The organism is Anaeromyxobacter oryzisoli (assembly GCF_022690765.1).
Classification (GTDB): domain Bacteria; phylum Myxococcota; class Myxococcia; order Myxococcales; family Anaeromyxobacteraceae; genus Anaeromyxobacter; species Anaeromyxobacter oryzisoli.
This window is the reverse complement of sequence record NZ_JALCZA010000048.1, coordinates 1-19,577: the sequence shown is the minus strand read 5'-3', so window position 1 is coordinate 19,577 and position 19,577 is coordinate 1. Positions and strand designations below refer to the sequence as shown.

Sequence of the window (19,577 nt, the reverse complement as noted above, 5' to 3'; positions counted from 1 at the left end):
CTGCGCGCTCCCCACAGAAGCCCCGCTGCCCCGGACGGGATCTGTGATACTGCCGCCGTCCATGTCCACGACGGGCCTGCCGCTCTGGAGGCGTCCCCGGGCGCAGCTGTACGCCCTCACCGCGCTGGTGTGGGCCCTGATCCTCGCCGTCCTCGTCCTCGCCTGGCCGGTCCTCCTCCCGTTCGTGCTCGCGGGGCTGGCGGCGTACGTCATGGACCCGGTGATCGCCCGGATCGCCGCGGCGCGCGTCGCCGGCCGGCCGGTCCCGCGCGCGGCCGCGGTCCTGGTCGTGTACGCGGTGGCCGGGGTCGTCCTCTACCTGCTCGGCGTGTCGGTCTTCCCCGCCGTCTACCGGGAGGCGGTGCGTGGGCTCCTCGAGCTTCGCGACCTGCTCGCCGGCGTCACGCCGGAGCGGGTCCGCGGGTGGACCGTCGACATCGACGCGTTCCTGCGCCGCTACGGGATCCCGCTCGACGTCACCCCGGGCGGAATGCCCGGAGCCGGCGGACGTTTCTCCATCGACCTCGCCGCCGGCCTGGCCCAGGCGCTCCAGGAGGCGAGCGCGTTCCTGCGCGGGCGGGTGGGGGACGTCGTCGCGTTCTCGCGCGCCCTCGTCATGGGCACCTTCCAGACGCTCTTCTTCGTCGTCCTGCTCTTCATGCTCACCGCGTTCATCTCGATGGACGCTCCGCGGATCCTGCGGTTCGTCGAGACGCTGATCCCCGCCGCGTGGCGGCCGGACTTCCGGCGCCTGCTGCACGGCGTGGACGCGGGGCTGTCGGGGGTGGTGCGCGGGCAGCTCACGATCATGGTGGTGAACGGGATCCTCACCCTCGGCGGGCTCCTCGCCCTGCGCGTGCCGTTCGCGTTCGCCCTCGCCTCCCTCGCCTTCGTCCTCTACATCGTCCCCATCTTCGGGACGCTCCTCTCCTCGGTCCCCATCGTCCTCCTCGCCCTCACCGGGGGTGGGCTCTCGAAGGGGCTCCTCGCCCTCGGGTGGATCCTGGTCATCCACGCGCTCGAGACGTACGTCCTGAACCCGAAGATCATGGGGGACGCCTCGAAGATCCACCCGGTCCTGATCGTCCTCGCCCTGGTGCTCGGGGAGCGGACCTTCGGGATCGTGGGCGCGCTCCTCGCGGTCCCGGTCGCGAGCGTGTTCGTGTCCGTGTTCCGGTTCCTCCACCGCAAGCTCGCCGAGCTGGACGCGCGCGCCGCCGTCCAGCCCGCCCCCCAGGCCTTCGCAGCGCCGGCCGCGGCCCCGACAGCGCCGCTCACGAAAGGAAGCCCGCAGCCATGAGAACGATCGTCGCAGTCCTCGCCGTCGCGCTCGCCGCGCCGGCGCTCGCGCAGCACCCCAAGGCGCAGGAGAAGAAGCCCGCGGCCGCGGCGCAGGCCGCCAAGCCGCAGGACACCGAGAAGAGCCTCTACGCCGTCGGCCTCGCCGTGGCGAAGAGCCTCGACGTCTTCGCCCTCACGCCCGCCGAGGCGGAGAAGGTGATGCAGGGCATCCGCGACGGGCTCGCGGGGAAGCCGAAGTTCCAGCTCGACGAGAAGGCGCAGGCCGGGGTCCAGGAGCTCGCCCGCAGCCGCCTCGCCGCCGCCGCGCAGAAGCAGCAGGCCCAGGGCGTCGCGTACCTGGATCGGATGTCCAAGCAGAAGGGGGCGGTGAAGACCGAGTCCGGCGCGATCGTGATCCCGGTGAAGCCCGGCACGGGCGCCACCCCGACCGCGACCGACACCGTGAAGGTGCACTACGTCGGCACGCTCGTGGACGGGAAGGAGTTCGACTCCTCCGTGAAGCGCGGCCAGCCCGCCGAGTTCCCGCTGAACGGCGTCATCAAGTGCTGGACCGAGGCGCTGCAGAAGATGAAGGTGGGCGGCGAGGCGAAGGTGGTCTGCCCCGCGGGCATCGCCTACGGCGAGCAGGGCCGGCCGCCGGTCATCCCCGGCAACGCCGTGCTGACGTTCGACGTGAAGCTGCTCGACGTCGTGAAGAAGAAGTAGCGCCCGGGGCGGGGACGGCGCGGCGGGGGATCCCGCCTCGCCGCCGCCCCACGCGAGCGGCTTGCCGCGGCCCGTTCCGGCGGGTATGAGCGAGGCCATGCCCGACGACCTCGTCCTCTACGGCGGCCGCGAGTGGAGCAGCCCCTACGTCTTCTCGGCGTTCGTCGCCCTGAAGGAGAAGGGGCTGCCCTTCCAGGTCGAGCTCCTCGACCTCGCGGCCGGGCAGCACCGCCGCCCCGAGTACGCCGGTCCGTCCTTCACCGGCCGCATCCCCGCCCTGCGCCACGGCGACTTCTGGCTGGCCGAGTCGTCGGCGATCGACGAGTACCTCGAGGAGCTCTTCCCTCCGCCGGGCCACGCGGCGCTCTACCCGGCCGACCCGCGCGGTCGCGCGAAGGTGCGGATGATCCAGGCCTTCGTGCGCAGCGACGTGGCCGCGGTCCGCACCGAGCGCTCCACCGCGACGCTCTTCGGCGAGCAGGCGCCGCTGCCGCTCAGCGCGGAGGGGAAGGCCGCCGCCGAGCGGCTCGTCGCGATCGCGGACCGGTTCCTCCCGGCCGGCGCCCGCTACGTCGCCGGCGCCTTCACCCTCGCCGACGCCGATCTCGCGCTGCTCCTCCAGCGGCTCGTCCACAACCGGGATCCCTGCCCGGAGCGGCTCGCGACGTACGCGCGGGAGATCTTCCGCCGCCCGTCGATCCGCGAGTGGCTGGCCCACACGCGCTGGCAGGATCGCTAGCCGCCAACCGCTACCGCAGGCGCTTCCAGTAGAGCAGCTCGCCGACGTCGGGGAGCACGAGCCCGGGGAGCGCGCCGGCGCGGCGGTAGCCGTGGCGCTCGTAGAAGCGCTGCGCGCCGGCGTTGAAGTCCGACACCAGCAGGAACGCGTGCGCGCTCTCCCGGGCCACCGCCGCCTCGAACGCGGCGAGCAGGGCCGACCCCGTGCCGCGCCCCTCCCCCGCCCCGAGCACGGCGATGAGCCGCAGGTAGCCGCCCATCGCGAGCGTGCCCGTCGTGAGGAACCAGGCGAGCCCCGCCAGCGCGCCGCCCTCCTCGGCCACGAGGAGCCCCTCCCCCCGCCCGAGCGCGGCGGAGAGCGCCCGCTCGAGCTTCTCGGGGGTGTTGCCGTAGCGCACCATGAGCGGCAGCGCCGCGAGGGCGCGGGCGAGGGCGGGCAGGTCTTCGGCGGCGAGCGCGCGGATCATCGCGAGGCTCCGTCAGTGAAAGGGGACCAGCGGGACGGGGATCAACTGGTCGCTGGCGCGCAGCACCACCCGTCCCCCCGCGGGGAGATCGAACCAGAGCCGGGCCCAGCCGTCCTCGTCCTCGCGACCGAGGAGCAGCGCGCCCTCGAGATCGAGGCCGAGCCCGGCCGCGGGCACCGCGACGGTGAGCCCGGGGAGCTCGGCGTCGCCGTGGTTCCGGAGCTCGGCGGCGCCGTCCGGGCGGTAGGCCACCTCGACGTCGCCGAGCGCGCGGAGCCGATCGCCGGCGGCGCTCCAGGTGAGCGACGCGAGCCGGCCCGCCCGCACCCGCGCCGCGAGCCGCGCGAGCGCCGCGTCCAGGGCGGGGTCGATCACGAGCCGGCCGGGCGCGCGCTCGCGGACGGCGAGCCGCGCCAGGTGCTCCGCCGAGCGCGTCGTGCGCGCGGCGGGGCCGAGGTACGTGTGCGCGACGAAGAGCCCGCGCCCCGCCTCGAGGCCGGCGAGGGCCTCGTCGGAGAGCGCCGCCGCGAGCGCCGCCGGCGTGTCGTAGAACATCGACGACCGGAAGATCCACAGGCGCGGGTCGAGCGGGAACGGGTACAACGCCGCGCGCGCCTCGTCCGGCGCGCCCCCGAGGAGGTCCACGACCTGGGTCCTGCCCCGGCCGAGGTCCCCCGCCGCCCAGACCCACCGCACGCCGGCGGCGGCGAGGAGCTCGCGATCGGCGTAGGGGCCGCCGGACCTCCAGCCGTCGGTGGAGACGGCCTCGCAGTTCGTGTAGGGCTCGTGGTCGATCCAGGTGACCGGCTCGAACGCCGCGGCCGCGGCGAGCCCGGCCCGGACCGCCTCGCGCGGATCGCGGTCCGGGGTGATCGAGTGGAGCGCGACCTCGGAGCCGGCCTCCACGAGCTCGTCCGCGAGCGCGCGCGCCGCGGGGTCGTCGAGGCCGCCGCCCTGCCGGTCGTGGACGAAGAACGACCGGGTGAGGCGCAGGCCCCGGCCGAGGAAGCCGGCGCCGGCCCCCCGCGCCCGCGGATCCGAGTCGCCCCACAGCACGGCGCGGAGCGCGCGCGGGTCGGTCCGGTCCGCGTGATCCGTGAAGACCACCGCGGCGCGGGCCCCCGCGGGCCAGCGCTCCACCACGACGGGAAGGAGCGGCGCGCCCTCGGCGAGGGGATAGAGCGTCACCCAGGCGCGGTCCACCGCGCCGGCGAACCGCGGCGCCCCCGGCAGCGGGCGGCGGCGCTCCAGGGCGCCCCAGGCGACGTGCCCCGTCCCCGCGGCGGGCACGGGGAGCGCCGCGAGGCACGTCTCGTAGGTCGCGAACGGCCGGGCCGCGGCGTCGTCCAGGACGAGCTCGGCCTCCACCCCTCCGGCGCGCGGCCGGAGCTCGGCGGCGGCGAGGCCGCCCCCGCCCGCGAGCAGCGCCGGGCCTGCGGCGACGAGGAGCGGCGTCCCGCGCTCGATCCGGGCGGGGACGGCGAGCGGCGCGAACCCGAGGCTCCGCGTGACCGCCCACGGCGCGCCGCGCCAGCCCAGCGCCAGGGCGGCGCGCTCGAGATCGGCCCGCTGCGACCAGCGGATCGTCACCTGGACGGAGCGGGCGCCACCCGGGAGCGGCGCGAGGAGGAGCTCCGCGCGCCACGCGTCGCCATGCGCCCACCCCTCGACCGCGCCGTCGGTCCGCGTCCGCCACGTCACCTCCGCCGCGGGGGACCGGCGGCCGGTCGTGCGGATCTCGAGGCGCGCCTCCAGGGAGACGGCGCCGTCGCCGAGGGGCAGCTCGATGACCGGCGACGGCGACGACGCCGGTGGGCGGGGCGAGGGCGGGGCCGCGGGCGCGGCGCCGAGCGCGCCGGCGAGCGTCGCGGCGGCCAGGGCGGCGAGCGGAAGCACGGCGGGAGGATGCCGGATCCGCTCCGGCCGTCAAGCCGCAGGGCGGGCGGGCGCCCGGGCGCCCCCCAAGTACCGGTGGCGCGCCGGGCCGCCGCCGAGGCACGATGAGCGGGTCACGGAGGGAGGACGCGATGCCGGACGATCCCCGCACCATCCCCGAGCTGCTCGCCCCGTTCCGGACGGCCCTGCTCGCGACGCGCGGCGAGGACGGCCACCTCCGCTGCCGGCCGATGGCGATGCGCCAGACCGTGCGGGGCGAGGAGCTCTGGTTCGCGACGGCGCGCGACTCCACCAAGTGCCGCGACCTGGAGCACGACCCCCGCTGCGCGCTGGTGTTCTTCGCCCCGGAGGACGGGACGACCGTGACCGTCTCCGGCACGGGCGAGGTGATCCGCGACCGGAAGCTCATGACCGAGCTGTGGGACCCGTCCTGGAGCCGCTGGTTCCCGGACGGCCCCGATCCGCGTCAGGTGGCGCTGATCCGGGTCATCCCAGAGCTCGTCGAGCGCCACGACGGCGCCACGGGCCGGACCGACGTGCCGTTCAGCGCGCCGCCGCGCAAGCGCGGGCGGTGATAAGCGCCTCTTGGGGGAGGCCCGGCGCGAGGCACACGATGCCGTCGCCGAGCCGGGCACACGACGACGCAGCAGCGCAGGCGTGCCTTAAAGGCACGTCGAGCAGCGCACGGAGGAGTCTGCCCGGCGCAGGCAGGCAGCGTGCGCCGCAGCAGGGTCAGACCTCGACGGCGCGCTTGAGCCCGGAGGCGAGGTCGTTCAGCGCCTTCGCCTCGGTGGCGACCGCCTGCGTCGAGGTCATCGTCTCCTGGGTGGCGAGGTAGATCTCGTTCATCGCCTTCAGCACCTGGTCGAAGCCGTGGTCCTGCTGCTGGGCGACGGTGGCGATCTCCTTCGCGCCCTGGGACGCGTCCTGCAGCGCGGTGGCGAGGCGGCGGATCGTGTCGCCGGTCCCGGCCGCGACCTGGGCGCCCTGCTCCGCGCGGCGGATGCCGACCTCGGCGGCGGTCATCGCCGCGAGCATCGCCTTGTGGATCTCGGAGAGGATCGCCTTCACCTGCGCGCTCGCCTTCTTCGCGTCCTCCGCGTGGTGGCGCAGCTCGGCGACCACCTCCTCGAACGCGCGCGCCCCCGGGGTCGCGCGCTGCGCCTCGGCGGCGTGCTCCGCGAGCCGCTGCGAGCGGTCGGCGACGTAGGACACCACCGACGCGATCTCGAAGATGTCGCGCATCCGCCCGTTCAGCATCTCGATGCGCTCGGAGAGGCCGCGCACCTCGTCCGCGAGCTTCACCAGCTCCGTCGTGCTGGTCTCGACCGCGCCGAGCCCGTCCCGCGAGACGCGCTCGCCCTGGCGCGCCACGCCGATGACCGTCTCGGCGGTGAGCGCGGCGCGCGTCGCGGTCTGGCCGAGGTGCCCCATCGTCGCGGTCGTCTCGCGCACGGAGGCGGCCGTCTCGGCCGTCATCGACGAGAAGGAGGACACGGTGGAGAGGAGCGACTGCGCGGCGGCGAACAGCTCGGCGGCGATCTTGAGGTATCCGTCGCGGCGGGCCCGCTCGATCTCGACGATGTAGTCCTGCCGCCGCCCGGCGAGGCTCGAGACGGTCCCCAGGAAGAACGGCGCCGTCATCACGAGCCAGAGGAGCCGCGAACTCGTGAGCGCGAGCACGATCCCGTGCGCGGAGAGGCCGTACTCGGGCCGGCTCGCCGCCTCGGTGAGGGCGCCCATGATCGGGAAGAGGATCCCGAAGACCGCTCCGAAGAGGGTGTACCTGCGCGTGTACATGTCGCTCCCCCGGATCCCCGGTAGTGTCCGCACATTGTGCCCCATGTGGGTGGCCTCGCGCCAGTGCCGGACCAGCTTGGCCTCGGCCGCGATCGAAGTGATGTCCGGGGGTTGGGGGACATCACGGAAGGCGAACCCGTGCCCGTGCGGGCCTGCAGGTCACGCCTTCACGGCCGTCTGCAGCGACGAGGCGAGCGCGTTCACCGAGCGTGCCTCGCGGGCGACGTGCTCCCCGGACTGGACGCTGTCGGCCGTCGCGACGGCGATCTCGTTCATCGCCTCGAGGGCCCGCTCGACCGCGCGCTCCTGCCGCTGCGCGACGAGGGCGATCTCGCGCGCGGCCCCCGCCGACTCTCGGAGCGCGCCCGCGAGCCCCTCGATCACCTCGCCGGTCCGCGCGGCGACGTCAGCGGCGCCGACGGCCCGGGCGCTGCTCGACTCCGCGGCGGAGACCGCCGCGCGCACCGCCTGGTGCACCTCCGCCAGCATCCCCTTCACCTCGTCCGCGGCGCCGCGCGTGTCCCCGGAGAGCGCGCGCAGCTCCTCCGGGAGGCGAGCCGCCTCGGCCGTCCCGGGCGCCGCGGCGGCGAGCGCGGCGACCCGCTCGGCGCGCTCCGAGACGCCGGACAGGATCGTCGCGACCGCGAGGACGTCGCGCATCCGCGAGGACAGCGCCTCGACGCGCGCCGAGAGGGCGCGGACGTCGGCCGCCAGCCGGAGGAGCTCGGCCCCGGACGCCTTCGCGTGCCGGATCCCCTGCTCGCTCTCGCGCTCCGACCGGAGCGCGAGGCCGATCACCCGCTCCGCGGTGAGCGCGGCGGCGCTCGCGGTGTGCGACAGGCGGTTCATGGTCGCGGCCGTCTCGCGGACCGACGCGGCGGTCTCGGCGGTGGTGGACGAGAAGTCGTGCACGTTCCCGAGCAGCCCCTGGGCCGCCTGGAAGAGCTGGGACGCGGTGCGGGTGAGCCCGTCGCGGCGGGCCTGCTCGAGCCGGACGATCTCCTCGCTCTGACGCACGAGATCGCGGTGCTGCCGGACGATGATCCTCCCGAGCCCGCCGAGGACCACCGGCGTCGTGTCCATGATCCACAGCAGCGGCTGGCCGGCGTGGGCGGCGAGGAGCGCGGCCGGCGAGAGGCTGCCGAGGTGGGTCAACGCCTCGAGGACCGTCCCGAGGACGGGCAAGCCGAGACCGGCCAGCGCGAGGTACCAGTCGTAACGGAACTTCCGCATCGAGACCCCCTCGTCCTTCGAAACGCGTGGCGGCGGTGGATCCTGCCTCTCCGCGCCGCCGCGATCGACCGGGTGGGCGATCACCCGCGGGTCCGCCAGCGGCTCGGCGGGCCGATCCCGGCGCGCGCGTCCTCGCCATGGTGCGAGCGAAGCGCGGCGCCGCCGGGCAGGCGGGCAGCCGCTGGCACGCAGGTTGCGATGCACCGCGAGGTCACATGGCTCGCATCGACGCCTTCATCGATCGTCTCTTCCAGGAGTCCGGCCGCGAGCTGCGGCTCGAGACCGGCGCCGGCGCCGTCGTCTCGGCGCCGCGCGGCCCCGTGCGGCTGCTGAAGCAGCCGCTCACCACCCCGCAGATCGTCGGCGCGGTCGCCGAGATCGTCCCGCCGGAGCGGCGAGCGGGGTTCCCGCGCCCGGGCGTCACCGCCTTCCCGTACCTCGCCCGCGCGGGCGCGGTCGAGGTCCGCTTCGAGACCGGCGCCACGGGCGTCCGCGTCGTCGTGATGCCGCGCCCGCCCGGGCACGGCGACCCCGGCGCTCCTCCCGCGGCGCGCTCCCCTGCCGCCCCGCCTCCTCCGGCGCCGCCCGTACCGCGCGCCGCCCCCACGCCCGCGCCGAGCCCGGCGGCGGCGCCGACCTCGCCGGTCGCGGCGGCGAACCGCGACGGGTCGATCCCGGCGCCGCAGGATCCGCGGGCCGCGCTCGACGCGCTCCTCGAGGCGATGCTCGCGCGGCGGGCGTCCGACCTGCACCTCACCGCCGAGTCCCCCCCGACCTTTAGGATCGACGGCGACATGGTTCCGGAGGTGGCGTACGGCCCGATCGCGCACGAGCGGCTGAAGGAGCTCCTCTGGTCCATCGCGCCCGAGAAGAACCGCGAGGAGTGGCACGCCCGCAAGGACACCGACTTCGCGCACGAGACGGCCGCGGCGCGCTTCCGCGTCAACGTGTTCGCGGACCGCAAGGGCATCGGGGCGGTGCTGCGCCAGATCCCGAACGAGATCCTCACCGCCGAGAAGATGGGCCTCTCCCAGCCGGTGCTCGACCTGTGCTTCCTCACGAAGGGGCTCGTGCTCGTCACCGGCCCGACCGGCTCCGGCAAGTCCACCACGCTGGCCGCCATGGTGGACTACATCAACCGCAACCGCGACGACCACATCATCACGATCGAGGACCCGATCGAGTTCGTCCACCCGAACAAGCGCTGCCTGGTGAACCAGCGCGAGATCGGGACGCACACGAGCTCGTTCAAGCAGGCGCTGCGCGCCGCGCTCCGCGAGGACCCGGACATCGTGCTCGTGGGCGAGATGCGCGACCTCGAGACCATCGCCATCGCGATCGAGACCGCCGAGACCGGGCACCTCGTGTTCGGCACGCTGCACACCAACACCGCGCCCTCCACGGTGGACCGGATCATCGACCAGTTCCCGTCCGACCGGCAGGCGCAGATCCGGATGATGCTCTCCGAGTCCCTGCGGGGCGTGATCTCCCAGACGCTCTGCAAGAGGATCGGCGGCGGGCGCGTCCCGGCCCTCGAGATCCTCCTGTGCACGAGCAGCGTCTCGAACCTGATCCGCGAGGGGAAGACCTTCCAGATCCCGTCGATGATGCAGACCGGCCGCGGCGCCGGGATGGCGACGCTCAACGACGCGCTCCTCGACCTGGTGAAGCGGAAGGTGGTCGAGCCGCGCGAGGCCTACGCGAAGGCGGTCGCGAAGGGCGAGCTCAAGACCCTCCTGGAACGCGCCGGCGTCGCCCTCGAGCTCGGCGCGGGGTAGCGCCGGCCGCCGCCGCCCCGCGGGGCCGTCAGCCCTCGAGGCCGGCGATGGGCTGACCGAACGTGAACTCCACCAGGTGGCCGTCGGGGTCGCGGAGCAGGGTGACGTACCCGATGTCGCCGCCGCCGTCCCACGGCGGCGTGGCGAGCGCCCCGAGCCGCTCCCCCTCGGCGGCGATCCGGTCCACGTCCTCGCGCGCCTCGCACTGGAACCCGAGGTGATCGACCCGGGAGTCCACCTCGGTCCGGTACAGCACCAGCACGAACGCCGGCGGCGCGCCGGCGCCGCGGGGCGCGAGCCAGACGGTGTGCCCGGCGGGGCGGCCGTCCCGGACCACGGCGAGGCCGCAGAACCGGGCGTAGAAGGCGATGGAGCGATCGAGATCGGAGACCTTGAGGACGACGTGGGTCCAGCGCGGGGGCATGCGCCAGTATCGCCCGTCCCGCGCCGCCGGGCACGCGCGCCGCGCGCGCCGTCGCGAAGCGGAGCGCGCGAGGTCACGGGCCCCGCGCAGCGGGAGTGGGGCCCCTCGTCCATCCGTCACCGTGCCCGTGCCCGTCACCGTGACCGTTCCCCGTGCCCGCATCCCGCCTTCTGGAACAAGGCCCGCACCGAGTGGGAGCGCTTCCGTGGCCCGTGGCCCGTCACCCGACGGCGTCGGACCAAGGGAACCGGGCCACGGGCCACGGGATCCGGTTCACGGGTGACGCAGAGGACGGTGACGGTGACGGTGACGGGTCACGGGGACCTGCGCCGCGTCGTATCTGAGCCATCGCGCAGCGTGGGGGACCCCGCCGCCGGCGGGGCGAGGGCGCAGCCCTCGTTCAGAAGGCGACCTCGATCGAGCCGCCGAGCGAGGTGTCCGTCCGGACCTTCCCCGGAGCCGGCCGCGAGTCGTGCGCGACGAGGTACGAGGCGACGAAGGTGAGCTTCCCGACGAGCCGGCTCGTCAGCTTGGAGAGCGATCGCAGGTTGTAGCGCTCCCGGCCCTCGACGTTCGCGAGCGCCTCCGCCTCCTCGACGAGCGCGACGTCCTTCGAGAGGCCGGAGCGGAAGGCGAGGCCCGCCCGCGGCGCGGAGGTGTCCACCGCCGGCAGCCTCCCGGTCACCGGCGCCGCCGCGGTCGCGTAGTACTGCCACCGCGACTCGTGCGCGTACCTGAACCCGAGGTCCGTGCGCAGGGAGAGGTCCGTCCCGTTCGCCCGCTTCGCGTCCAGCCAGATCACCGCGAGGCCCCCCTCGCCGTAGGCCCGGTACTCGACGCTCGCCACGTGGTCGGTGTCGCTGCCGCCGAGCGCGAACACGGTCAGGTGCGCCCCGAGCTTCCGGTCCAGGCGGAGCTGCGACGTCGCGGCGAGCGCCACCACCTGCGAGGGCTGCGTCCGGTCCACCGGCCGGGTCCGACCGTACACGCCGCTCCCCTTGGCCGAGAAGATCCAGCCGACCACGTCGCGCTGGACGCTCGCCGTGCCGCTCGTGGTGAGGGTGCTGGTGTTCCCGGTGAGCAGGATCGCGCCCGCCCCCAACGCACCGGTCCAGCCCGCCGGCTTGCGCTCGCCCGGCTCGGCGGGCGCGGGGGGAGCCGGGCAGACGGGGGCCGGCATCGGGGTCAGGATCGGGGTGGGCGTCAGGGTCAACGTCAGGATCGGCGTGAGGAGCGGGGCCGGGATCGGCGTGGGCGTCGCCGTCGAGGTCTCGGTGGAGGCCGTCTCGGTCGAGGCCGTCTCGGTCGAGGCCGTCTCGGTCGAGGTCGTTTCGGTCGAGGCCGGCGTCGGGGGCGCGATCGGGGTCGCCGGGGCGTCGCTCACCGGGACCTCGGCCGCGACGAGGGCCGGCACGACGCACGCCACCCACGCTACCGTTCGCATGATCGCCATCTCGCGGGGCTACCTACCGGGTGATCGCCTTCGTCGCAACCGCCTGGCGAGCGCGCCCGGAGGAGCCGCCGTGCTGGCGCACACCGCGCGGGCGCGGTACGAACTGCCGCTTGATGACCAGCCCCCTCCAAGCCGCCGAGGCCCCGCTCGCCGCCCTCCTCCCGCCCGCCGGCGAGCCCCTCGCGCCCGAGGCGGTCCTCGACCGGTTCGTCTCGTGGGTCGCGGGGGCCGGCCTCGCGCTCTACCCGCACCAGGAGGAGGCGATCCTCCAGCTCCTGGACGGCAAGCACGTCGTCCTCTCGACGCCCACCGGCTCCGGCAAGTCGCTCGTGGCGACCTTCCTGCACTTCCAGGCGATGGCCGCCGGGCAGCGCTCCTTCTACACCTGCCCGATCAAGGCGCTCGTGAACGAGAAGTTCTTCGACCTGTGCCGCCTCTTCGGGCCGGAGAACGTCGGCATGATGACCGGCGACGCCGCGGTGAACCGCGACGCGCCCATCCTCTGCTGCACCGCCGAGATCCTGATGAACCTCGCGGTGCGCGAGGCCGACCCCCGCGCCGACGCGGTCGTGATGGACGAGTTCCACTACTACGGCGACCGCGAGCGCGGCGTCGCGTGGCAGGTGCCGCTCCTCGCCCTCGAGCGGACGCGCTTCCTGCTGATGTCGGCGACGCTCGGCGACACCACGGCCATCGAGGCGTCGCTCCAGGAGGTCACCGGGCGCGGCGTCGAGGCGGTCCGGAGCGCGGCGCGGCCGGTGCCGCTCGAGTTCGAGTACCGGGAGACGCCGCTCCACGAGACCATCGAGGAGCTGGTCTCCGCGGGGAAGGCGCCCATCTACCTCGTCAACTTCACCCAGCGCGCCGCCGCCGAGCAGGCCCAGAACCTCATGAGCGCCAACTTCTCCTCCCGCGAGGAGAAGGCCCGGATCGCCGCCGCGCTCGAGGGCGTGCGCTTCGACTCCCCCTACGGCAAGGACCTCCAGCGCTTCGTCCGGCACGGCATCGGCCTCCACCACGCCGGCCTCCTCCCGCGCTACCGGCTCCTCGTCGAGAAGCTCGCGCAGGGTGGCCTGCTCAAGGTGGTCTCCGGCACGGACACGCTCGGGATGGGCGTGAACATCCCCATCCGCACCGTGCTCTTCACGCAGCTCTGCAAGTTCGACGGGTCGAAGACCGGGATCCTCTCGTCGCGCGACTTCCACCAGATCGCCGGCCGGGCCGGCCGCAAGGGCTTCGACGATCTGGGCTACGTCGTCGCGCAGGCGCCCGAGCACGTCATCGAGAACAAGCGGCTCGCGGAGAAGGCGGCGGCGGGCAAGAAGGTCGTGAAGAAGCAGCCGCCGACCAAGGGCTACGTCCACTTCGACCGGAGCACCTTCGAGCGGCTGCGCGAGAAGCCGCCCGAGCCGCTCGAGAGCCGCTTCGAGGTGACCTTCGGCCTCCTGGTGAACCTGCTCCAGAGCGAGACCAGCCGCCGCGGAGGCGGCTACGGCAGGCTCGTCGAGCTCATCGGCCGCTCGCACGGGAACGACTACGTGCGCGCGAAGCACCGGCGGGCCGCGGCGCAGCGGCTCCGGACGCTCCGCGCCGCCGGGCTCGTCGAGGTGAAGCGGATCGAGGGCTACCGCGGCGGGTACCTCCGCCCCGCCGCCGGCCTGCAGCGCGACTTCTCGCTCTTCCACACCCTCGCGCTGTACCTGCTCGACACCCTCCCCCGGATCCCGCGCGAGCGGGAGACCTACGCCCTCGACGTGCTCTCGATGGTCGAGTCCATCCTCGAGGACCCGGACGTCATCCTCTGGAAGCAGCTCGACCAGGCGCGCGGCCGCGCGGTGGCGGAGATGAAGGCGCAGGGGATGGAGTACGAGGAGCGGATGGCGGAGCTCGAGAAGGTCGAGTACCCCAAGCCGAACCGCGACTTCGTCTACGCCACCTTCAACGAGTTCGCGGCGAAGCACCCCTGGGTGGGCGCCGAGAACATCCGGCCGAAGTCCGTCGCGCGCGAGATGGTCGAGCGCTTCATGACCTTCGCCGACTACGTGCGCGAGTACGAGCTCCAGCGGTCCGAGGGGCTCGTCCTCCGGTACCTCTCCGAGACCTACAAGACCCTGGTCCAGACCGTGCCGGAGACCTACCGGGACGACGCGCTCCTCGACGTCATCGCGTACCTGCGCGCCACCGTGCGCGGCGTGGACTCGTCCCTCATCGACGAGTGGGAGCGGCTGCGCGACCCGGCGTACCAGGCCCGCGCCTTGGATCCGCGCGCCGCGGTGGCCGCGACGCTCGGGCCGCCGCCGATCTGGGCCGACCCGCGGGCGTTCGCGGCGCGGATCCGGAACGAGCTGCACGCGGTGCTGGTCGCCCTCTCGCGGAAGGACCTCGCCGGCGCGGTGGCGGCGCTCGCGCCGGGCACCGACTGGACCCCCGCCCGGCTCGAGGAGGCGCTCGCGCCGTACTGGGCGGAGCACCAGCGCATCGACGTGACGCCCGCGGCGCGGCGGCCCGACAACACCTTCGTGAAGGCGCTCGACGGGCGGCGCTGGGAGGCGGTGCAGCGGATCGTGGACGAGGCCGGCGAGGTGGACTGGATGATCCAGTGCGAGATCGACCTCTCCGGCCCCTTCGACCCGGAGCGTCCGATCCTCTCGCTCGTGCGCGTCGGGACCTGAGGGCTCCAGGCGCGCTCCCCCGGGCGCGCTCTCTCCATCATCAGGCAGCCGGGAGGACGAACCTCACGGTCGGAACGTCCCATCCGGCAGCGCGCCGGGGAGCTCGACCTTCTCGAGCACGGTCTCGCCCGTGCTGCGCCCGTTCGCGAAGTTCCCCTCCCGGAAGGCGACGAGCACCCCATCCACGGTGCGGAAGTCGGAGTAGCGCGTCACGAACTCGAGCGGCATCGCGCCGACGCCCACGCCGCGCGAGCGGAGGATGCGGCCGGTGCCGGGGTCGATCCCGGCCTCGATCCGCAGGCCGGGCCCGACCTCGAGCGCGAGCACCCGCAGCCGCTTCCCCTCGTGCTCGAGCGCGCCGCCGTCCACGATCCGGTCCTCCCACGCGGCGAGGAGGGAGGGGAGGTCGAGGCGCGCCGCCTGGAGGATCATCGACGCGAGCAACGGCCCGTGTACCTCCTCGCCGAAGCGCCAGCCGCGGCCGCCGTCGAGCACCCGCACCTCCGGCGGCGATCCCGGGTAGGCGATCTCGACGCGGAGCCGGCCGGAGCGCTGGTACGCGCGGACCAGCCGCCCCGCGGCGCCGCCGTGCAGCACCTCGGAGGTGACCGTCCCCTCCTCGCGGATCCGCGCCATCCGCACCACCGCCTTGCTGCCGCCGTACGCCTCGACGCAGCGTGCGACGAGCGCGTGGACCTCCGGGGTGGCTCGCCTCGGAGACGGGGGCGCCGACGGCCCCGCGGAGAGGGTGAGCGCGAGCAGGAGCAGCGAGTGGACAGGCACGGTGAACCTCCGCGTGGACGGGAGCCCGAGTGTCCCCGGTCGTCGCGGGTCGCGCAACCGGTGCCGCGCTGGCCGGAGGGGCCTGCGGGATCACGGCGCGCCGGCGCCCGCACCCTCCGCGCCGGCTCCGGCTCCGGCGGCGGGCGGCGGATACGTCACCTGGCGTCCCTCCACGCGCGCGAAGGGGGTGAGCCGGTGCGGTCGCGACCTTCCCCTCCCGGTGACGTGCTCGACGACGACCCCGCGCGCGAGGAGCGCGTCGGCGATGAGCGACCGGTGGCACCGCCACGGCACCGCCTCCGCGCAGAGGAGCGCGACCGGCCCCGTCCGCGCCAGCGCCCGGAGCTGGCCGAGCCCCTCCTCGAACTCCGGGGTGGCCATGTGATCCGCGTACCCGCGGAAGCTCGCGTTGTGCCAGCCGCCGTTCGGCGAGTCGCGGCGCGCGTGGCGGAGCCCCCCGAGGCGCGGCAGGTGCGCGTACCCGATCCTCGCCGCGCGGAGCGCCCGCGCGAGCGCCGCCTGCTCGAACTGCGGGTTGGCGCGCGAGCGGGGGATCGTCCGGACGTCGGCGACGGTGACCACGCCGGCCGCGCGGAGCAGCTCGATCAGCTCCTCGATCGGCCGGGTCGAGTGACCGAGCGCGTAGATCCGGGCTCCGCCCCACCCGGGGGCCGCCCGCCGACGGGACTCCGACGTCGTGGCCACCCGGCGGATCTGCTCTCGCCGGGCCTCCGGCGCCACCGCCGCCGCGCCCCGATCCTTCGCGCCCGCCGTGACGTCGCGCGGTTGATCGAGGTCCGTCGGTGGCGTTGACAAGGAGCGTCCCCAAGGCGGATACCGATCGGACGATGCTCCTCGGACGTTCCAACGCGCCCCGGTGGCCCCGGGGCCAGAAGTTCTCGCTGTCTCCCGCGGGGGTCACCGCGGAGGAGTCGTACCGGGCTGCGGTCGCCGGCGCGCGCGGCGCCGGCCGGACCGCGCTCGACACGGCGCTCGCGGCGTGGGCGTCGCCCCTCGCGGTCGCGCCGGGCGACGGCCTGATCCTGGAGGAGCTGCACGCGAAGGCGCGCGGACTCGGCGACGTGTCCGGCGCGCTCGAGGACGCCGGGATCGAGGCCGCGGAGGTGCGGCTCGCGATGGACCGGCTCGTCAAGGCCGGGCTCGTCGCGCTCCTGCCGCTCGCCTCCCAGGCGGAGAAAGAGCCCGCTCCGGTCCGGCCGACGCGGTGGCAGTACTGACGGTCCTGACGACGGGCGTCAGTCCCACCCCCGCCGCGCCGCCTTCCGCTCCCCGCGCGCCTTCTTGGCCTGGAGGCGCCGCTCCTTCGAGCCGCGCGTCGGCCGCGTCGCGCGCCGCGCCTTCGGCCGGTGCGCGAGGGCCGCGAGCCGCGCGCGCAGCCGCTCCAGGGCGGCGGCCCGGTTCTGGGGCTGGCTCCGTCGCTCGGTCGCGGTGACCACGACGCCGGTGGGCCGGTGGGCGAGCCGCACCGCGCTCTCGGTCTTGTTCCGGTGCTGCCCGCCGGGGCCGCCGCCGATGTAGAAGGTCTCCTCGCACTCCGCCAGCAGCGCGGCGTCGTCCAGCGACAGCGCGCGCCTCGCGGCGGCGCGCAGCTCCTCGGGCACGGTCATGCGGGCTCCTTGCGGCTCGGCCGGTCGGCGACGATCCGGCCGTCGATCAGCTCGACGATCCGATCGCAGCGATCGGCGAGGCGCGGATCGTGCGTGACGACCAGGAAGGCGATCCCGGCCTCCCGGTTGAACCTGCGCAGCAGGGCGAAGATGCCGTCCGCCGTCCGCGTGTCGAGGTTCCCCGTGGGCTCGTCGGCGAGGACGAGGCGCGGCGCCAGGGCGAGGGCGCGCGCGACGGCGACGCGCTGCGCCTGCCCGCCGGAGAGCCGGGCCGCGCGCCGATCGAGCACCTCGCCGAGCCCGACCTCGCGGAGCAGGCCCGCCGCCCCCTCCGCCATCTCCCGATCCGGCCGCCCCTTCCCCGCCATCATCGGCAGCATGACGTTCTCGAGCGCGGTGAACTCCGGGAGCAGGTGGTGGAACTGGAACACGAACCCGATCGTCCGGCCGCGGCACCGGGTGAGGGCGCGCTCGTCGAGGGTCGCCGTGTCCCGCCCCGCGAGGCGGATCGTGCCGGCGGTGGGTCGGTCGAGGAGCCCGATCAGGTTGAGCAGCGTGGACTTCCCGGAGCCGGACGGGCCCACGAGCGCGGTGAACTCGCCCGGCGCGAGCGCGAGGTCGATCCCGTGCAGCACGGGCGTGACCACCGGCCCGGCGACGTAGTCCTTCCGCACCCCCGCGAGCTCGAGGAGCGACTCAGCCATACCGGATCACCTGGGCGGGATCGAGCCGGGCCGCGTGGCGCGCGGGGTACAGCGCGGAGACGACGCCCGTCCCGATCGCCACGAGGGACGCGAGCACGAACAGCCGCGGCGAGAGCTCGACCGGGATGACCGCCTCGCCGTAGGGGTTCTTCGCGAGGTTCGAGAAGGCGAGCGCGAGCGCCGCCCCGAGGGCGCAGCCCGTCCCGGAGCCGGCGAGCCCCACGAGCGCCCCCTCCGCCAGGAACACGCGGAGCACGGCCCCGGTGGACGTGCCGGTCGCCCGGAGGATCCCGATCTGCCGCGAGCGCTGGAGCACCGAGACCCCGAGGACGCTCGCGATGCCGAGGGCCACCGCGAGCACGACGAACGCCTCGATGGTCAGCGCGGAGGCGCGCTGCGAGCGCAGGGCGGTCAGGAGCTGGTGGTTCACCCGCATCCACGAGTCCGCCACGAGCCCGGTGCGCTCGGCGAGGTCGGCCGCGAGCGCCTCGGCCTGGAACGGATCGGCCACCTTCACCTCGATGGTCGTGATGCCGCCCTCCAGGTCGAGGAGCGTCTGCGCGGCGCGCAGCGACACGAGGACCCAGCGCTGGTTCACGTCGCGGTTCCCGAAGTCGAAGACGCCGCTCACGGTGAACACGTCGGAGCGCCCGTCGGCGGCGGCGAGCCGGAGCTTGTCCCCGACGCCCAGGCCGAGGTCGGCGGCGAGGACGGTCCCGATCACCGCCTCCGTCCCGTTCACCCGGAGCGCCCCCGCCCGGAGCTTCCGCGCGACCCGGATCACCGCGTCGAAGCTCTCCGGCTCGATCCCGCGGAGCGCCACCGACTTCGAGACCTCGGCGCGGCTCGCGAACGCCGACCCCGCCGCGGTCGGCGCGGCGGCGACGACGCCCGGCGCGGCGCGCACCCGCGCGAGGGCCTCCGGCCAGCTCTCGACGGAGCGATCGCGCTCCGGGACCTTCTCGATCACCGCCGCGACGCCCTCGCCCGCCGCGGCCGGCAGCACGCGGGCGACGCGCTCCGGCCGCCGGAGCGTGACGTGCGCCTGCGAGGACAGGGTCTGTTCGACGAGCAAGGCCTGGAGCCCGCCGATCAGGGCGGTGACGAAGACCATCACCGCCACGCCGACGGTGGTGCCGCCGAGGATGAGGGCGGTCTGGGCCCGGCCCTCGCGCAGGAAGCGGAGCGCCACGAACAGCTCAAAGGGCACGGGCCAGCTCCGGCGCGGCGATCTTCCGGAGGCGGATCCGGTCGCCCGGCTCCACCGCCCCGGCCGCGGGCGCGACCACCGCCTCGCCCGGGGCGAGCCCGCCCAGCAGCTCGACGGTCCCCTCGCCCCGGATCCCGAGCTTCACCGCACGGCGCACCGCCCGCCCGCCCTCGAGCGCGAGGACCCAGGGCGTGCCCGCCGCGTCCCGGATCGCGTCGGACGGGACCGAGACCGCGCCGTCCCGGCGCGCCACCTCGACGTTCACCGAGACGGTCATGTCCGTCCGGAGGAACGACGGCGGGGCCGGCACGCGGAGGCGGACCTCGACGGTGCCGCGGGCCGCGTCCACCGCCGGCGCGAGGAACGACACCTCCGCGTCGAACGGCGCGTCCGGGAACGCGTCGGCGACCGCCCGCGCCCGCTGCCCCGGCGCGAGGAGCGCGAGGTTCTTCTCGTCCGGCTGCACCGAGAGCCGCGCCTCGCCGTCGCGAGCGAGGACGAGGAGCGCCTTCCCGGCCGGCACCACGTCCCCCGGCTCGGCGGCGCGCACGAGCACGGTGCCGTCGCAGGGGGCGCGGAGCGAGGCGTCGTCGAGGTGCGCGCGGGCGGCCGCCTCCGCGGCCTGCGCCTGCCGGAGCGCGGCCGCCGCGAGCCGCGCGTCCGCGCCGGCCGCCGCGAGGCTCTCCGCCTGCGCCGCCGCCCCCTCCTGCTGGCTCCGCGCCAGGGCGAGCGCCTTCTCGGCCGCGTCGAGCTGCGCCGGGCTCGACGACCCCGCCGCGGCGAG

19 protein-coding genes are annotated in these 19,577 nt (G+C 75.1%); 7 read left to right on the top strand and 12 right to left on the bottom strand.

The window, feature by feature from the left end:
* Positions 1-61 precede the first annotated feature (61 nt).
* The 3 genes from MNZ27_RS15230 (at position 62) to yfcF (ending at position 2,746) form a co-directional block, all read left to right on the top strand.
* On the top strand, positions 62-1,300 hold the full coding sequence (locus MNZ27_RS15230; protein WP_242394941.1) for an AI-2E family transporter: 1,239 nt from the start codon (positions 62-64) through the stop codon (positions 1,298-1,300).
* A complete protein-coding gene (locus MNZ27_RS15225) occupies positions 1,297-2,007 on the top strand; it encodes an FKBP-type peptidyl-prolyl cis-trans isomerase (protein WP_242394940.1) in 711 nt (236 codons plus the stop codon). Before MNZ27_RS15230 ends, MNZ27_RS15225 begins: the two co-directional genes overlap by 4 nt.
* A 97-nt stretch (positions 2,008-2,104) precedes the next feature.
* Positions 2,105-2,746 (top strand): glutathione transferase, encoded by a 642-nt coding sequence (gene yfcF, locus MNZ27_RS15220; RefSeq protein ID WP_242394939.1) that lies wholly within the window; start codon positions 2,105-2,107, stop codon positions 2,744-2,746.
* Between the two features lie 10 nt (positions 2,747-2,756).
* On the opposite strand, the gene MNZ27_RS15215 is transcribed toward yfcF, so the two are convergent.
* Entirely contained in the window at positions 2,757-3,212 is a 456-nt protein-coding gene (locus MNZ27_RS15215) for a GNAT family N-acetyltransferase (RefSeq protein ID WP_242394938.1), read from the bottom strand.
* Positions 3,213-3,224: 12 nt separating this feature from the next.
* Positions 3,225-5,108 carry a hypothetical protein gene (locus MNZ27_RS15210; protein WP_242394937.1) on the bottom strand — a complete coding sequence of 628 codons (1,884 nt, stop codon included), beginning with the start codon at positions 5,106-5,108 and terminating at the stop codon, positions 3,225-3,227.
* 131 nt (positions 5,109-5,239) lie between these two features.
* Between MNZ27_RS15210 and MNZ27_RS15205 the strand changes: the two genes are divergently transcribed.
* Positions 5,240-5,683: a pyridoxamine 5'-phosphate oxidase family protein gene (locus tag MNZ27_RS15205; RefSeq protein WP_242394936.1), complete on the top strand. Its 444-nt coding sequence runs from the start codon at positions 5,240-5,242 to the stop codon at positions 5,681-5,683.
* Positions 5,684-5,840: 157 nt separating this feature from the next.
* On the opposite strand, the gene MNZ27_RS15200 is transcribed toward MNZ27_RS15205, so the two are convergent.
* On the bottom strand, positions 5,841-6,908 hold the full coding sequence (locus MNZ27_RS15200) for a methyl-accepting chemotaxis protein (protein ID WP_242394935.1): 1,068 nt from the start codon (positions 6,906-6,908) through the stop codon (positions 5,841-5,843).
* Between the two features lie 159 nt (positions 6,909-7,067).
* Complete coding sequence (locus tag MNZ27_RS15195; RefSeq protein ID WP_242394934.1) at positions 7,068-8,141, bottom strand: methyl-accepting chemotaxis protein; 1,074 nt, start codon at positions 8,139-8,141, stop codon at positions 7,068-7,070.
* 215 nt (positions 8,142-8,356) lie between these two features.
* Between MNZ27_RS15195 and MNZ27_RS15190 the strand changes: the two genes are divergently transcribed.
* Positions 8,357-9,919, top strand: a complete 1,563-nt coding sequence (locus tag MNZ27_RS15190) for a type IV pilus twitching motility protein PilT (protein WP_277957970.1) — start codon at positions 8,357-8,359, stop codon at positions 9,917-9,919.
* A gap of 28 nt (positions 9,920-9,947) precedes the next feature.
* On the opposite strand, the gene MNZ27_RS15185 is transcribed toward MNZ27_RS15190, so the two are convergent.
* A complete protein-coding gene (locus MNZ27_RS15185) occupies positions 9,948-10,343 on the bottom strand; it encodes a VOC family protein (RefSeq protein ID WP_242394933.1) in 396 nt (131 codons plus the stop codon).
* Between the two features lie 400 nt (positions 10,344-10,743).
* Entirely contained in the window at positions 10,744-11,787 is a 1,044-nt protein-coding gene (locus tag MNZ27_RS15180; protein WP_242394932.1) for a DUF481 domain-containing protein, read from the bottom strand.
* A 122-nt stretch (positions 11,788-11,909) separates the two neighbouring features.
* Here MNZ27_RS15180 and MNZ27_RS15175 point away from each other — a divergent pair, with 122 nt between their 5' ends.
* Positions 11,910-14,468, top strand: coding sequence for a DEAD/DEAH box helicase (locus tag MNZ27_RS15175; RefSeq protein ID WP_242394931.1), 2,559 nt, complete (start codon positions 11,910-11,912; stop codon positions 14,466-14,468).
* A 63-nt stretch (positions 14,469-14,531) separates the two neighbouring features.
* Here MNZ27_RS15175 and MNZ27_RS15170 read toward each other — a convergent pair whose 3' ends face one another.
* Both MNZ27_RS15170 and MNZ27_RS15165 read right to left on the bottom strand, forming a co-directional pair.
* Complete coding sequence (locus MNZ27_RS15170) at positions 14,532-15,251, bottom strand: hypothetical protein (RefSeq protein WP_242394930.1); 720 nt, start codon at positions 15,249-15,251, stop codon at positions 14,532-14,534.
* 90 nt (positions 15,252-15,341) lie between these two features.
* Positions 15,342-16,067 (bottom strand): DUF488 domain-containing protein, encoded by a 726-nt coding sequence (locus MNZ27_RS15165; RefSeq protein ID WP_242394929.1) that lies wholly within the window; start codon positions 16,065-16,067, stop codon positions 15,342-15,344.
* A gap of 32 nt (positions 16,068-16,099) precedes the next feature.
* Here MNZ27_RS15165 and MNZ27_RS15160 point away from each other — a divergent pair, with 32 nt between their 5' ends.
* Positions 16,100-16,489, top strand: a complete 390-nt coding sequence (locus MNZ27_RS15160) for a hypothetical protein (RefSeq protein ID WP_242394928.1) — start codon at positions 16,100-16,102, stop codon at positions 16,487-16,489.
* Positions 16,490-16,507: 18 nt separating this feature from the next.
* On the opposite strand, the gene MNZ27_RS15155 is transcribed toward MNZ27_RS15160, so the two are convergent.
* The 4 genes from MNZ27_RS15155 to MNZ27_RS15140 all read right to left on the bottom strand — a co-directional run.
* Positions 16,508-16,879, bottom strand: coding sequence for a peptide chain release factor family protein (locus MNZ27_RS15155; RefSeq protein ID WP_242394927.1), 372 nt, complete (start codon positions 16,877-16,879; stop codon positions 16,508-16,510).
* A complete protein-coding gene (locus tag MNZ27_RS15150) occupies positions 16,876-17,583 on the bottom strand; it encodes an ABC transporter ATP-binding protein (RefSeq protein WP_242394926.1) in 708 nt (235 codons plus the stop codon). Before MNZ27_RS15150 ends, MNZ27_RS15155 begins: the two co-directional genes overlap by 4 nt.
* A complete protein-coding gene (locus MNZ27_RS15145) occupies positions 17,576-18,793 on the bottom strand; it encodes an ABC transporter permease (protein WP_242394925.1) in 1,218 nt (405 codons plus the stop codon). Before MNZ27_RS15145 ends, MNZ27_RS15150 begins: the two co-directional genes overlap by 8 nt.
* The coding region (locus MNZ27_RS15140; RefSeq protein WP_242394924.1) for an efflux RND transporter periplasmic adaptor subunit at positions 18,783-19,577 on the bottom strand (795 nt) is incomplete at its 5' end. The genes MNZ27_RS15140 and MNZ27_RS15145, both read right to left, overlap by 11 nt.

Excerpts from the sequence above, each read along its gene's own strand:
- MNZ27_RS15180 (WP_242394932.1), bottom strand. The coding sequence starts at position 11,787 with ATGCGAACGGTAGCGTGGGTGGCGTGCGTCGTGCCGGCCCTCGTCGCG.
- MNZ27_RS15205 (WP_242394936.1), top strand. The coding sequence starts at position 5,240 with ATGCCGGACGATCCCCGCACCATCCCCGAGCTGCTCGCCCCGTTCCGG.
- MNZ27_RS15190 (WP_277957970.1), top strand. The coding sequence starts at position 8,357 with ATGGCTCGCATCGACGCCTTCATCGATCGTCTCTTCCAGGAGTCCGGC.
- MNZ27_RS15150 (WP_242394926.1), bottom strand. The coding sequence starts at position 17,583 with ATGGCTGAGTCGCTCCTCGAGCTCGCGGGGGTGCGGAAGGACTACGTC.
- yfcF (WP_242394939.1), top strand. The coding sequence starts at position 2,105 with ATGCCCGACGACCTCGTCCTCTACGGCGGCCGCGAGTGGAGCAGCCCC.
- MNZ27_RS15185 (WP_242394933.1), bottom strand. The coding sequence starts at position 10,343 with ATGCCCCCGCGCTGGACCCACGTCGTCCTCAAGGTCTCCGATCTCGAT.
- MNZ27_RS15230 (WP_242394941.1), top strand. The coding sequence starts at position 62 with ATGTCCACGACGGGCCTGCCGCTCTGGAGGCGTCCCCGGGCGCAGCTG.
- MNZ27_RS15195 (WP_242394934.1), bottom strand. The coding sequence starts at position 8,141 with ATGCGGAAGTTCCGTTACGACTGGTACCTCGCGCTGGCCGGTCTCGGC.
- MNZ27_RS15215 (WP_242394938.1), bottom strand. The coding sequence starts at position 3,212 with ATGATCCGCGCGCTCGCCGCCGAAGACCTGCCCGCCCTCGCCCGCGCC.
- MNZ27_RS15200 (WP_242394935.1), bottom strand. The coding sequence starts at position 6,908 with ATGTACACGCGCAGGTACACCCTCTTCGGAGCGGTCTTCGGGATCCTC.
- MNZ27_RS15160 (WP_242394928.1), top strand. The coding sequence starts at position 16,100 with ATGCTCCTCGGACGTTCCAACGCGCCCCGGTGGCCCCGGGGCCAGAAG.
- MNZ27_RS15225 (WP_242394940.1), top strand. The coding sequence starts at position 1,297 with ATGAGAACGATCGTCGCAGTCCTCGCCGTCGCGCTCGCCGCGCCGGCG.
- MNZ27_RS15175 (WP_242394931.1), top strand. The coding sequence starts at position 11,910 with ATGACCAGCCCCCTCCAAGCCGCCGAGGCCCCGCTCGCCGCCCTCCTC.
- MNZ27_RS15155 (WP_242394927.1), bottom strand. The coding sequence starts at position 16,879 with ATGACCGTGCCCGAGGAGCTGCGCGCCGCCGCGAGGCGCGCGCTGTCG.